Source organism: Parabacteroides caeci (assembly GCF_023656795.1).
GTDB lineage: Bacteria > Bacteroidota > Bacteroidia > Bacteroidales > Tannerellaceae > Parabacteroides > Parabacteroides segnis.
On sequence record NZ_JAMOKT010000024.1, the window covers coordinates 1 to 14386 of the forward strand.

Genomic DNA, 14386 nt, shown 5'->3' on the forward strand with positions numbered 1-14386 from the left:
TTCGCTAGGCATAACCTCCATCACATTAGCGGTTCAGGCAGGGTTTAAAGGCAGAATAGTGTTGGTTGGCGTTAAAGATGGGATATTATTAGATAATTCAGGTGTAATACTAAATGATTTTCCGGTATCCGGTTACAATTATGGTACCTTGGGGTTAACTCAGTGTAATATTGTAAAACTTGGTCAATTTAATGGTGGATGGATTATAACTTATTTATCAAGATAGAATATGAAAATAGCAGTAAGGAATAACGACGGTTATGTTCTAAATGGATTTATGATCTATTGCGAGATACCTCATACCGGAACTTATGAAGAGTACCTCCCTTTGTTTAAGGGAGAGGATTATTCAGAATATGAAATTTCTGAAATCCCCGAACTTGAAACAAGGGATTATATGTTAATAGATTTCTATTATCGAAATGGCATTTTATCAGTTCGATACACACCTAATGTAGTATGTATTAATAAAGAGATCAATCGTTTAAAGAAAGAACTAATCGCTAGTGACTACATTGTGATTAAATCCTACGAGGCAACGATGATCGGACAACCGGTTGAATACAACATGAACGAAATACATATATCCCGACAAAAACTGCGGGATAAGATAAATGAGTTAGAAGAATTGTTAAAAACATAGATTCTGATTCTAAAAAATGGAGTGTGTAAGAGGCTGTTTAAAATCTTTTACACACACTGAATCACAATTGAATGGCTCTTAATCGATAGTTTCAAAAAATTGTACTTTTTTGCCGATTATAGAAAAAGAGACGTTCGAATACTCTTTAAATGAAGTTCGAACGTCTCTTCTTGTACTTTTCGTTTGGGAAATTCGTACTTTTCGTTTTGCCGATTATACAACGGTGCACATGAAGCTGCAAAACTGATTATGAAGAAATATGAAAATCTAAGTGTTAAGTTCAAAACAGATAAAGACAACTATCCTTATGCTTGGCTGGAATCTAAAAGTATGGCAGGCTTTAAACTTCGTTTAAATCAAGCAGAACTAACCTGGATTATGAAATATTTGAAAGAAGGTGAAACAGAAGATTTTGGAACTAAGCCAGAAAACGTTGAAGCTTACAAAGAAGATGATGATAATGATTTTCAACTTCAAATATTCAAACAATTGATTGAAAGCGGCAAAGTACTCCAATTCGTTCCTACATTCCGTGAAACAAATGGTTATATCAGTGCTACTTCTTCTTATATGAAAGGAAAAATCTTTTTCAGACTTGAAAGAACAGATAGCTTGGTTGAATACTTACAGGAAAAAGAATTAATCTAATTATTAACCCATAAAGAGGAAGTGCAAAAGCTTCCTCTTTTAAAACTTATACTATAATGAACACAATAAATATTCAGATAAATAAAAATAAAGAAGGTAAAACTCAATATCTTACAGAAGTCCTTCCACAAATACCAACTAACGTAATCTTATACAAAACACTTACAGGTTTAGGAGCAACTTACGGAGAGTTGAAAGCGAATAGAAATTCTATCATTATCGAACCCAATGTTCCCGTTATCGTTGGTAAGTGTAAAGACGCGAAACATAAAGACGATAATCTGTTTGGTGTTTACGAAGGTGTTTATACAGAGGATATTGTAAAGTATCTGGATGCATCAACAGATAAGAGAATAAAGATACTTACCACTCCCGAAAGTTTCACAAAAGTAAAAGACGCTTTTGAATTAATGGACATGGATGTATATGGTACATGCTTTCTTTTGTTCGACGAATGCCATAAGATCGTTAAAGATGTGGATTATAGATCGGATATAATACTTCCGTTCGATGATTTCTTTCTGTTCAATGAAAAGGCTTTGGTCTCAGCAACTCCTATTTCTTTCAGTGATCCCCGTTTTGAAAGCCAAAAGTTCCAGATCATAAAGATCGAACCGGCCTTTGAGTATAAACACCCGATCAAGCTGATCCATACTAATAATGTATTGGAGCAGTTAAAAAGGGAACTTGGCAAATTGGACACGACAATATGTTTCTTTATCAATTCAACAGATATGATTTATTCATTTATCAAGCAACTGGATATTGAGAATGAATCTACCGTATTTTGCGCAAAGAAGAGTGTGGAGAAATTGAGGAACAATCATTTTAAACACGCATTCGAGCAATGGAGCGAATCCAGAATGAGGAAATACAATTTCTTTACCAGTCGTTTTTATAATGCGTTGGACATTGAATTGGATATAAAACCTACAGTCATTATGATAACCGAGGTTTATTTCTCTGAATATTCGATGATCGACCCTAATACAGACGCTATACAGGCAATAGGAAGATTTCGTAACGGGATTGAACAGGTCTGTCACATTTTTAATACGAACACAAATTTCCCGGTTCGCACAATGGAAGAGATAGACGGATATATAGCAGGTTGCGAGGATGTCTACAAAAAATTGAAAACATTATATGATTGCGCTGCAACGGAAGGTGCAAGGGATTCATTCAGAGCTGCATTGGAAATAGTCCCCTACAATAAAATGCTGGACAAGGAAGGAAGAAAAAATTACTTTGCGATAGACAATTATAAAGATGAAGCCCTGTTAAAATCCTATTACAATAACAGGTTTGGAGTGTTCAAGTGTTACCAAAACAACAAACTTTTTGATGTGTTCCATGTACATTCCCCTTTTCCACTTGGAGATTATGAGCGTTTGAGAAGAGAGAATAAATCAGTCTCACTCAAAGAAAAGCGCAAAGAGATTGTCCGCCAGTTGGAATTATTGAAAGGTGATGATGAAACAGAAATGATTCGGGAATATAAAAATGATTTGAGAGAGGCTGATCCATTTATTTACGAAGCATACGAAGTAATTGGCAGAGAAATGATAGAATCCTTTAGTTATTCTGTAAAACGCATCAATGAGGCTATGATCTTGAAAAGGTTTCGAGAAAAAACAGAAGGTACGGAGTTTATCCAATTAGTTAAAAATTCGTTTCGGGTTGGACAAAGATATACTCTTAAATATATAAAGGAAGAATTAACCCGGATTTATCAACTTATAGACCTTCGACCTCAAAAAGCAGTCACAGGGCAGTCTATTCGGAATTTTTTTGAAGTGAAAGAGTGTAAAATTGGAAAAACAAAAGCATTATTGTTAGTTGAAGTGTTGATATAGGTGATAGTACTTTTTTTCTAAGATAATGGTTTTATATACCCTGTTCAAAAAAAGTACTCTCATTGAACCTGCATTCATAAAATATACCTAAACTCATATTTTAGCGTATCCGGATAAGCCAGTCTGGATACGTTTTTTATGTATATCTGATAAATAAAAAACGGGTACTCCCATCTTTGGGGATACCCGTTTTTGCAAGTATATATTATTATCATGACGAATGAAATCTTTAAATATGGTGTTTTCTTTTCTTAATCAGTTTTTTTCTTTTGTTTTTTTCTGTGGAAAAGAAATTAGCCGGAATACGCCAATGTTCAACAATCTCTATGAGTTCTTTGCGTATCCTTGTATAATCAATCGTTTCTAGGTTATATTGTGACATATTATATTCAGGTTTAGGTGATTATTAAAAAATCGAAGAAGAAGATTTTATCTTTGAAGTATATACAAAGTTACTGATAAACAGGATGATAAAAAAGTGAATAGTCACTAATCTGAAATAATGACTTTACGCATATATACATTTAAAATATACCATCTTAATTTATCCCCCCTCCCTATAAGAGAAGGAAGTCTTTCTCTTCTTAGATGTTATTGGCTGAAAACAAGGCTTACCATATAATATATGTATGCTGTGCATACATGACTCCACTATTCCGAAAGTCCCCATACGGTAGTTAGAGAGAAAGTGAATATTTTGCAAGCTATCGTACTGGATAGGTCAAGCGGGATTTATAATTTATTGGGGTACACTATGAAATCCTTTGTAATAGAGTATATTTAGCAGGTTGAATTTATGGTCATTCTGTGAAATATATTAATCTAATCCTTTACTTGGAAACATTCCTTTCAATCTCATAAATCTGTAATTAACAATCAATCAAATTATTAAACAACTACGTTATGGAAAATGTATTGAAAGTATGTGACGTTAAATTAACGTACAAAACGAAGGTGAAAAGTTCTGAAAGACCTGTTATTCATAATTCAGAGGACATATATAGGCTTTTAGTCGATCATGTGTATAATGAGGGTACGATCCAGTATAAAGAATATTTGAAACTTATATTGCTAAATAACTCCAGTAAGGTTTTAGGGGTAAGTAATATTTCAGAAGGTGGAATAACTGAAACATCTGCTGATATACGAATCATTATGCAAGCTGCAATATTAGGAAATGCAACCAGAATTATTCTAGCACATAATCACCCTAGTGGAAGTTTAAAACCTAGTACGGTTGACAATCTGTTAACTGAAAGGGTGAAGAATGCAGCCAAACTGTTTAATATTACTTTACTGGATCATATAATAGTGACAGATAGCGGATATTACTCTTATTTGGATGAAGGGAGGATATTATGAAAGCAATTCTATTAATTACCTTCTTGATCTTTATGTTTATCTATCCTGAATTATTTTTAGGGCTGATTATTCTTTATATGGCATTATTCCTAATCGTACTTTTTTTCTTTGAAGTGAAAAATAGATTAGGGAAATAACCTGAATCAGAAATATTCACTTCTACTATTAGTGAATGTTCCTCTCATTATCAGCAAGTTACATTTCAGCTATTTTTTCTAATGGCTGAAAACAATCACTTTTATAGACAAACATTTAAAACTGAATATTATGAGTTTAAAGTATAGTACTACTACAGCAGATTATATGAAATGGGATGAAATGACTAACCTGGTAAGGCGATTGGCAAAAGATGGAAATTATAAAATGTCTTTACTTATTGCTATAGCTTGTTTTTGGGGATTGAGGATTAGTGATATTCTAGCTTTACATTGGGATACAATCCTTTATGTGGATGAGTTTACCATAAAGGAAAAGAAAACAGGAAAAATGAGGACTATTCACATTAACCCTCAACTAAAGAGGCATATCTCTGACTGTTACGATAAAATTAAACCTGTTAGCGTTAAATCTCCTATCCTTGTAAGCCAGAAAGGTACAACATTCTCTATACAGCGTATAAATATGCTGTTGAAAGAGATAAAAGTTAAATACAAGTTGAAAGTAAAGAACTTTAGTACTCATTCCTTTAGAAAGACATTTGGCAGACAGGTGTATAATCAAAATTCAGAGAATGCAGAATTGGCATTAGTGAAACTCATGGAGTTGTTTAATCATTCCAGTATTGGGATAACTAAACGATATTTAGGATTGAGACAGGAAGAACTGTTGCAGAATTGATATTATCTTCTGTTATCAAATTCTCGCAAAATTTGTATTAGAGTGAAGATGATAGCAATAGCACCCACCTCAATTGTTATAGACTTACCTGTATGGGTAAACTATATCCTAATGGGTGTGGGTTGCTGTTGCTTTATCCACTCTAATGGCAATGCGAGAAGCCAGATAACAGGATAAAGTAGATACAGTTCCCACACCTTTTTTTATTATTTCACTTTCCGTAGGGAACAGGAAAAGTAAAGAAGTAACAGATGAAAAAGTTATTGTTTCTTTTGTGTGCTTGTTTTATTTGCTTGACAAGCATAAAGGCACAAAGTTTAACAGAGGTTCTCCATTTAAAGAATGGAAGTGTAATCAGAGGCACTATCATTGAGCAAGTTCCAAATGAATCCATTAAAATCCAAACTTTAGATGGAAGTATTTTTGCTTATTCAATGGCGGATGTGTTAAAGATAACCAAAGAACAAGCCATTAATAATTATTCTAACAACAGTGTAACAGGTTTTAAATTTCAGAGAACAGGATTTAGAAATAATTTTGCAGCCCAAAGAGGTTACAAAGGTTTTGTGGAATTTGGTGGAGGATTTGGTGTTGGTGATTGGGCAGGTAACTTTGTAGGATTGACCACATCACATGGTTATCAGTTCAATCCACATATATTTGTTGGTGCTGGTGCTGGATTCAATTACGATTTTGGAAATGAATTGATTTTTATTCCAGTTTTTGCTGATTTCAGATACAATATACTGAATAGAAATATCACTCCTGTATTTGGTACCAAAATAGGTTATTCTGTTTATGACGGTCAAGGTGTATTCTTTAATCCAAGTATCGGTTGTCGTTTTGGACTATCCGAATCCTTTGCATTGAACCTTACTTTCAATTATGGTCTGCAAACAGAAGAAGCAGAATATTATTGGAGTGGATATTACGAATCAGAAACCGTACTTCTACATACAATCGGATTCAAATTAGGTATTGAGTTTTAACAATTAATCAATTAAATAATAATGAAAACAAACAGATTTTTTACAGCCATTCTTTCAATGGCTTTGTGCGTGAACTTCGTTTCTTGTGGTGATGATGACGATAATAATATCATTAATCCAGAGAATGCAGTTAAAAGATTGACCTCTATCAGTTATAGGGATCAATCGGGAACAGGTTTATTCAATATTGAATATTCAGGCGAACAAGTTTCTAAAATAACAGAAACATACAAATGTCCAGGTTATAACCATACATGGGTGTCGAATTATACTTATACAACAAATGGTGTTACAGAAAAAGTTGATATTCAAAACTCTTATGGCGAAGATTTTACCGATATAACCAACTATACATTAAATGATAAAGGATACGTTGAAAAAGGAGAAGTTGATGATGGCGGTATCTGGAGCTATACTTATTCTGGAGATTATATGACTTCTGCCATTTTGATGTTAGACGGACGGAAGTATGTTGATGATAAATATAATTTTAATGATAAAGGATTGATGGTTAGTAACGATTCTTTCGATACAGGAATCGAATACACTGATATACCTAATCTGGGAGGATTGTTCTTGGCTTATACAGATGATGCTTTAGGACTTGATTATTGCAATTTGCAATATGCTTCATTGTTGGGTAAAGCTCCTAAATATTTGCCAAAAGAGTGTATTGAATATGGTACTTCTGATGATGATAACAAGGAGCTAACCTTTCATTACGAATTGGATGAAGATGGTTATGTGAAAAAAGTGGAAGTTAAAAATCTGGATGGATCTGAAACGTGGTGGACAGAGACATATACTTATGAAAGGGTAAAATGAAAGGTTTGTTTCTGAAGTATATACTTTCAGAATAGATTTTTTCTTATTTAAAGTCCTCTCCAGTAGTGAGGATATAAAGAAGATTACCCAAGCGAGCAAAAAGTATTCTTGTTTACTTGGGTGATTTTGTATGTATTTGAATTGAAAATGAGATGATTAACTAATTTAATTATACGGGAGCGTGTAATAAGATTTAATTTATTGGTGCCAAATCGGGGATTTTTCGATTTTGAGAGTATAAGAAAATAGCGTAAGTGACTGATAGATAGCTATACCGGCCGTGGGGGTTCGAGTCCCTTCAGCCGCACAAAATGCAAAATCCTTCTAAGATGTTCTTAGAGGGATTTTTTGTTTTATGCAGGTTGTTAGGTTTGTTTTAGCCAATCAATGAAATCTAATTTTATCAGTTGCCAGTTCTTCTTTTTTAAGCATTTGGGATTGGGGTCGGAATCTGCAATATCAAAATTAGTGAAACCTTGAATAATTTCTTCTTTCGTATGATTGTAAGGAAAACGTTCTACATATAAGTTTAACATTTCAGTTATCGAATACGTATTATGTAATTCGTGAATATCCCAAAAGTCTTTTTTTCGTCCACCATGTCCGATGACATCTAGCTTCATGGCTATAATATCCTCAAAAGACGTTAGACGTATATTATCAATGACTTTTGCAGGACGAATAAAAGGATCTGTATAAAATAGATCGAGTTTGACAGAATCGTCAACAGAGTCACCTATTATATAGGAACATCCGAAACCAACAATTTCACCACAATCTCCGTTACAGTATGCAAACTGAGTTCTTAGCCAGTCTTGAATAACCCTAAAATCAATAGAATCATACTCGTAATCAGTAAATAAATCTATATCATCAGAGATACGGTGTCCTAACTGTAAACTCAATGATGTTCCACCTACAAGCTGGAAGGGGTGAAAAAGGTCATTAGACATTAATTGTGTCAATACCTTTTTTAGTAATGGCGTTACTGTTTGATATTTGAGTTTAGTTGGCATAATTCAGATATTTTTGAATGTTAGATTTTAGATTAACTGCATACTTATTATTTAAGTCCAGCAACGACAGGATTGTGTCTTTACCATAGAAACGAATTGTTTCAAGTATTTCTTTTTCATTTCCCCGTTCAAAAATACGATTAATGATATACCGTTTATTGGTGTTCCAATCTAATTTATCAAAGTCTGTATCCCAAAACAAGATCTTACGATATATAGAAAGATCAGGATGATATGATTGAGCTTCTTTCTTCTTTTCCAATTCAATATCATAATAAACTTGTAAAGTCATTAGTAATCCTTCGTCTAAATGGAGTGATCTCTCGATCTTTAGAGACAAAGGTATGTTCATATTTCTTCGTCCCTTAATGATGGCACTTAACGTTTGAGGATGAACTCCTATGGACTCTGCAAATGCACCACTTCTTAATTGACGATTTCGTAACTCCCTGCTTAAAAATAAGCCAGGGTGAACACCTTTCAATATTTCTAATTGATCTTTCATATCACTACAAAAATAAACAAATTTGTTTAGAAATACAATATGTGGATATTTATTTAGCTCCCCCTACTCAATTACCCCAATCCTTATTGAGCATGGCATAAATTATATCGTCTACCCATTCATCACGAAGGAAATAACTTTCTTTGAAATGAGCTTCTTTTCTGAATCCCAGTCGTTCGATAAGTCGGATAGAGGCGGTGTTTCTTGGATCAATAGATGCTACAATACGATGTTTCTTTAGGGTTGTGAAAAAATAGTTTACCATTGCCGTTAATGCTTCGGTGGCATATCCTTTGCCTTGAAAAGTTTTATTCAACGTACAACCGACCTCTACCTGCATTCTTTCGTGTCCTGTGAAGATTATTCCCAAATCTCCGATCAGACGGTTTTCATTCTTGGTAAGAATGGCAAATTGAAAGCATACGTCGGCTATATCTATAGTCGCCGGCATATTGGTTATATAATTACGAACTTCCTCCACAGATTCGGGGAACCAGCCCTGATATTGGTTTTCAACAGTATCAGAGCGGTAAGCGTATATTTTTTCCGCATCATCCGGGTTTGCTAACCGTATAATCAACCTGTCGGTCAGAATATTGCCGATAGTAGTACCGGCTTTATCGACGTTTTGGGATTCAATCATATGTATTTTCTTTTTATTTGATTTAAGAGTTCATTGTGGCAATTGTATTTCTAAGAATACAATTTTTACTCATCTCCAAAGATAGTAAATATTTGGAAAACATCTGTTTTATCCTTTAATGCAATGTGTTAAAGTGGAATATTGCGTGAAATGATAAGATGACAACACGAACTTTTGAAGTGAATTTATAGAATTTGACAAAATGAGGAAATATTGCTTTTCTTTTGAATAAAAAGATTTTATTATAGCCCTTTTGGTAACTTGTGTGTTCTGTCAAATTAGTGTTATAGAAGATCGTTGAATACAATATTTAACAAACCCCTTTAGGTATATGACTTTTGCAATTCGTTTAAAAGGAATTTACATCTCGTTTAAAACGAGTTTTTTTCGTTTTAAACGAGATGGGGATTTATTTAAAGGGAAATTCTTTGTTAATAAGTGTTGATTGTGGTCCCTTTCGAAGCTATTTTGTAGTATAAAAGCATGTTGAATAACACTTTTTGTGTTCTATAACAAGGTGGATGAGTGTTGTAGGTAGATTGACAATATGTGGTGTATACGATAAATATTTGGTCGATTGTTTTGTTTTATTTGATATGGGCGGCATAATGCTGTTTTGTTTGCTTTAGGCAAGATGATATGTTATTTCTTAAGTTGCTGACAGTGGTGTAAAAGATAGCAGGTGTTGATTCTCTCCCGTACAGCTTTCCCATAGGTGGGTTGAATTGACAGTTTGATATTCGTGAGTTCTTCATAATAATATAATTCAAGTACGGATTACACAGATTTCATTGTTCAGATTAATAAACAATTTGTCAAATCCGTATAATCCGTGCCTGTAAGAAAGTATAAAAAGGCTTTTGCTATAGTCTTCTTATGGTTTAGGAACTACCGGTTAATTATAAAACATCAGGCAAATATCATTGGATAGATGTTCTATTGCCTTCGCTTTTATGTAACAACCTGGTATCGCCCATCTATTCATTAAATAGTCGTAGTTTTGGGTTATCTCCAGATAAGAGATGAATCCCTTTACATACTCATTTTTATCAGGGAATAAATAAACAAACTCACATTTACCTTCGTTGCTGAAAAGACAAGTCAATGTAAACTCTTCCTGGTCAAATCGTATCTCGATCGATTTTTCTTCCACATCTTTTTCGAAATAGTCAATTAAGCAATATGGATAGTTTATATATTTCTGTCTGATTTCTGGTAATGACAGATTTAATAAAGAAGTAATTTGTTGTAGCAGATAGTAATAGCCTTTTATTCCAGCTATATTATTATTGTCCATATGAATACGTTCCTTTTTAAGCCTGATTCGGGGGAATCGAGCCTATATTAATACTATGATATTTTAATTACCTGTATTATATAGACTTATTCATTCTGTAATAACAAACAAAACAAATAAAAACAGGAACGTTGTGCAAATATATGATTTAGAATCAAAAAGCTAAAGGCAATTCTGCTTTTTTTGTACTTTTGTATTTTAACGTTGTACATAATCAAGCATAATGAAAGACTCGATCGCTTATCTGCCTAAAGACAAACAGGAAGAACTGAATTTTCTTGTAACGGAGATACTTCGTCGCTTACCTCAGACGGAGTTTATTATTCTGTATGGAAGTTATGCGAGGGGCAATTATGTTCGCCGTAGCATACGAATTGAAGACGGCGGTATTCCTACCGTTAAAATATCAGATTATGACATCTACGTGATAACGAGCGGAATAAACAGTAAAAAAGCGGAAACCATCCTGGATAACGTAGAAGATATCTTCTTTGCCGGAAAAGATTTTGACCGCGATACCCCTGTTGAGTTTATTAACGATGATATTGCACAGCTTAATAAGTTTATTGAAGAGGGCCGGTATTTCCATACACAAATAAAGCAGGAAGGAGTAATACTTTATAATAGTGGAAAATACAAATTGGCTCGTAGGAGAAAACTCAATTTTGATGAGATAAAGAAGCAGGCACAGGAATATTTTAATGAGAAGTTTGAAAAAGGAAATTTCTTTTTTGATGATGCCATAACAAATAAAGAAAGGGAAAGGTATCAAATGGCATCTTTTTATCTTCATCAATCCTGTGAAAATTATTATTATGCTATCCGTTTAACATTTGCGTTGAGAAATAACAAACAACATAATCTATCCAAATTATCTTCTACCACCAGGCGCTATTCCGATGATCTGAGTACTGTATTCCCTCAAAACACACTTGAAGAGAAACGACTTTTTAAACTATTAAAAGCCGCTTATGTGGATGCTCGGTATAATCCTCACTTCGTCGTGACTAAAGAGGATATTGATGCGTTTATCCCAAAGGTAGAATTGCTTAGGGATATAACAAAGCGGATTTGTGAGGCGAAGATTAAGGAGTACGGGGAGCAGAGTGGTATATAGATACATCGACACTTTCGATAGTTGTCTTTTCTTTGTATTTACTAGAAATAAATATTATCTTTGTAACTAATACAATAATATTGATTAAGCCGTTTATTGCTACTATAGTATGACCTTATTATATACATTCGACGAAGATAAGACAGAAGCCATAATGAAGGTTCTGGCACAAAACTGTCAGAAGAGACGTTTGGAAAAAGGCCTCTCACGGGATGCTTTGGCAGATTTAAGTAAGGTTCCTGCTGCTACAATCGCGAAATTTGAAACGAAACATGTCATCTCTTTGGCTTCTTTTGTTGCATTGGCAAAGGCGTTGGGATATACCAATGATTTGAAACAATTATTGTCAGAACCATTATATAACACAATGGCTGAACTGGATGAGATAAACAGGAATTTAAACAGGAAAAGAGGAAGCCGTAATGTCAGGAAAGAAAAAGAGTGAAACCAGGAAGATAAGATCTTTGGAGAAAATCAGACAGATAAATAAAGTGTCTGTATTCTATGGAGACAAAAAGGTGGGTGAACTTGCTATGACTCCTACTCAAAGGTGTGCTTTTGAATATGATAAAGAATGGCTAAAGTCCGATTTTTCTATTGCTCCAAGGCAATTAGACTTGAAAGAAGGTTTGTTTATTGCCCCCGTAGAACCTTTCTATGGCAATTTTGGAATTTTTGAAGACAGCCTGCCTGACGGGTACGGGCGTTATCTTTTAAACAGAATATTGCAAAAAGAGGGGATAGATGATACCAGCTTGACTCCTGTGCAACGTTTAAGTATTGTTGGCACTTCCGGAATGGGGGCCTTATCGTATGTGCCTGAATTATATATCGGTGAGCCAAAAGGTCTACCGGAATTAGATTATATGCAAAATTTAGCTCTCGAGGTGCTTGCCGAGAAAACGGATAAGGATGTCGATGTTCTTTATTTTAATAGTGGTAATTCAGGTGGCTGTCGCCCAAAATCACTTTATAAAGATGAGGAAGGAGATTGGATATTGAAATTCCGCCATATCAATGATCCAAAAGATATGGGTAAAATGGAATATCAATATAATAAAGCTGCTCGTGCATCAGGTATCAATGTGCCTGACTTTAAACTTATTGAAAATAAATATTTTGCTACAAAACGATTTGATATAGAAGATGGTCAACGTTTACACACCGCAACAGCCGGAGCTTTACTTAACCAATCTATCCATTATCCGGCATTGACTTATGAGAATTTATTGGCTTTAACCGGAGTCATCACGCAAGACCCTGTTCAGGTGGAAGAAATGTTCCGAAGAATGATATTTAATATACTGGCTGAAAACAAAGACGACCATGCTAAAAACTTCAGTTTTTATTATAGGAACGCCCAATGGGAATTGGCACCAGCCTACGATTTGACAAGATGTAGTGGCGGTTATAATGGTGAACATGCCACAACAGCCAATGGAAACGGAAATCCAACTATTGAAGACATGCTTGTTGTTGGTGAAGGTATTCGTATTTCCCGTAAAAAAGGACAAGAGATTATCGGTCAGCTTAAAGAAGTCTGCAAAGAAATTCTTGCCGACAGATTCAAAGAAAGATCCAATAAGTAGTAGTTGTTCACATAATAATGTACTTTTGTATTTTAACGTTGTACATAATCAAGCATAATGAAAGACTCGATCGCCTATCTGCCTAAAGACAAACAGGAAGAACTGAATTTTCTTGTAACGGAGATACTTCGTCGCTTACCTCAGACGGAGTTTATTATTCTGTATGGAAGTTATGCGAGGGGTAATTATGTTCGCCGTAGCATACGAATTGAAGACGGCGGTATTCCTACCGTTAAAATCTCAGATTATGACATCTACGTGATAACGAGCGGAATAAACAGCAAAAAGGCGGAAACCATCCTGGATAACGTAGAAGATATCTTCTTTTCCGGAAAAGATTTTGACCGCGACACTCCGGTCGAGTTTATCAATGATGATATTAAGCAGCTTAATAAGTTCATTGAAGAGGGACGGTATTTCTATACACAAATAAAGCAGGAAGGAATTATTCTTTATGATAGTGGGAGATATAAATTATCTCGTCGTCGGAAATTAAACTTTGAAGAGATCAGAGAGCAGGCACAAGAGTATTTTGATGAAAAGTGTGTGAGAGCAAATAACTTTTTAAAGTATGCAATAATGGCTGACAAAGAGACAGATTATAAAGAGGCATCTTTTTTTCTTCATCAATCCTGTGAAAATTATTACTATGCTATCCGTTTAACACATACACTACGAAACAGTAAACAACATAACCTTTCCAAATTAATATCTTCTGTAAGACGTTATTCCGATGATCTGAATAATGTATTTCCTCAAAACACCTCCGAAGAGAAACGATTTTTTAAACTATTAAAAGCTGCCTATGTGGATGCCCGCTATAATCCTCATTTTGTAGTCACAAAAGAAGATATTGATGCACTTATACCAAAGGTGGAAATGCTTCGAAATATTACAATGCGGATTTGTGAGGAGAAAATTAAGGAATATGGAAATACTGATTGACCAGAAATCAATTGTATTGCAATTTAATGAATGCTTTGAATTGATAAAATAAGATGACAAACGAGGTTACCTTTTTTTATATTCCAAAATAAATAAACGATATTCTAAATTTCA

16 protein-coding genes are annotated in these 14386 nt (G+C 34.2%); 12 read left to right on the forward strand and 4 right to left on the reverse strand.

Features of this window, described 5'->3' with window-relative positions; genetic code table 11:
• The 8 genes from NBH15_RS13325 to NBH15_RS13360 all read left to right on the forward strand — a co-directional run.
• The coding region (locus NBH15_RS13325; protein WP_250822819.1) for a hypothetical protein at positions 1 to 226 on the forward strand (226 nt) is incomplete at its 5' end.
• A 3-nt stretch (positions 227 to 229) separates the two neighbouring features.
• Positions 230 to 643 carry a hypothetical protein gene (locus NBH15_RS13330; RefSeq protein ID WP_250822820.1) on the forward strand — a complete coding sequence of 138 codons (414 nt, stop codon included), beginning with the start codon at positions 230 to 232 and terminating at the stop codon, positions 641 to 643.
• A gap of 249 nt (positions 644 to 892) precedes the next feature.
• A complete protein-coding gene (locus NBH15_RS13335; protein WP_250822821.1) occupies positions 893 to 1291 on the forward strand; it encodes a hypothetical protein in 399 nt (132 codons plus the stop codon).
• 56 nt (positions 1292 to 1347) lie between these two features.
• Entirely contained in the window at positions 1348 to 3147 is a 1800-nt protein-coding gene (locus NBH15_RS13340; RefSeq protein ID WP_250822822.1) for a DEAD/DEAH box helicase family protein, read from the forward strand.
• 903 nt (positions 3148 to 4050) lie between these two features.
• On the forward strand, positions 4051 to 4509 hold the full coding sequence (locus tag NBH15_RS13345) for a JAB domain-containing protein (RefSeq protein WP_250822823.1): 459 nt from the start codon (positions 4051 to 4053) through the stop codon (positions 4507 to 4509).
• Positions 4510 to 4776: 267 nt separating this feature from the next.
• Positions 4777 to 5346, forward strand: a complete 570-nt coding sequence (locus NBH15_RS13350) for a tyrosine-type recombinase/integrase (protein ID WP_250822824.1) — start codon at positions 4777 to 4779, stop codon at positions 5344 to 5346.
• Between the two features lie 251 nt (positions 5347 to 5597).
• Positions 5598 to 6335, forward strand: coding sequence for a hypothetical protein (locus tag NBH15_RS13355; RefSeq protein WP_250822825.1), 738 nt, complete (start codon positions 5598 to 5600; stop codon positions 6333 to 6335).
• Positions 6336 to 6356: 21 nt separating this feature from the next.
• Positions 6357 to 7160, forward strand: coding sequence for a DUF4595 domain-containing protein (locus NBH15_RS13360; protein ID WP_250822826.1), 804 nt, complete (start codon positions 6357 to 6359; stop codon positions 7158 to 7160).
• A gap of 365 nt (positions 7161 to 7525) precedes the next feature.
• Here the strand turns inward: NBH15_RS13360 and NBH15_RS13365 are convergent, their stop codons facing one another.
• From NBH15_RS13365 to NBH15_RS13380, 4 genes are all read right to left on the reverse strand, one after another.
• Positions 7526 to 8176 carry a nucleotidyl transferase AbiEii/AbiGii toxin family protein gene (locus NBH15_RS13365; protein WP_128134656.1) on the reverse strand — a complete coding sequence of 217 codons (651 nt, stop codon included), beginning with the start codon at positions 8174 to 8176 and terminating at the stop codon, positions 7526 to 7528.
• Positions 8166 to 8681 (reverse strand): helix-turn-helix transcriptional regulator, encoded by a 516-nt coding sequence (locus tag NBH15_RS13370; protein WP_121719534.1) that lies wholly within the window; start codon positions 8679 to 8681, stop codon positions 8166 to 8168. Before NBH15_RS13370 ends, NBH15_RS13365 begins: the two co-directional genes overlap by 11 nt.
• Before the next feature lie 67 nt (positions 8682 to 8748).
• Entirely contained in the window at positions 8749 to 9324 is a 576-nt protein-coding gene (locus NBH15_RS13375) for a GNAT family N-acetyltransferase (protein ID WP_128134657.1), read from the reverse strand.
• A gap of 895 nt (positions 9325 to 10219) precedes the next feature.
• Positions 10220 to 10621, reverse strand: a complete 402-nt coding sequence (locus tag NBH15_RS13380) for a hypothetical protein (RefSeq protein ID WP_250822827.1) — start codon at positions 10619 to 10621, stop codon at positions 10220 to 10222.
• Between the two features lie 223 nt (positions 10622 to 10844).
• Between NBH15_RS13380 and NBH15_RS13385 the strand changes: the two genes are divergently transcribed.
• From NBH15_RS13385 to NBH15_RS13400, 4 genes are all read left to right on the forward strand, one after another.
• Positions 10845 to 11738, forward strand: coding sequence for a HEPN domain-containing protein (locus NBH15_RS13385; RefSeq protein ID WP_250822828.1), 894 nt, complete (start codon positions 10845 to 10847; stop codon positions 11736 to 11738).
• Between the two features lie 109 nt (positions 11739 to 11847).
• Entirely contained in the window at positions 11848 to 12183 is a 336-nt protein-coding gene (locus NBH15_RS13390; protein ID WP_250822829.1) for a helix-turn-helix domain-containing protein, read from the forward strand.
• Positions 12161 to 13327, forward strand: a complete 1167-nt coding sequence (locus NBH15_RS13395; protein WP_250822830.1) for a type II toxin-antitoxin system HipA family toxin — start codon at positions 12161 to 12163, stop codon at positions 13325 to 13327. Before NBH15_RS13390 ends, NBH15_RS13395 begins: the two co-directional genes overlap by 23 nt.
• A 57-nt stretch (positions 13328 to 13384) precedes the next feature.
• The gene (locus NBH15_RS13400; protein WP_250822831.1) at positions 13385 to 14272 is read left to right on the forward strand and encodes a HEPN domain-containing protein; all 888 of its coding nucleotides are present in this window, start codon (positions 13385 to 13387) and stop codon (positions 14270 to 14272) included.
• Positions 14273 to 14386 lie beyond the last annotated feature (114 nt).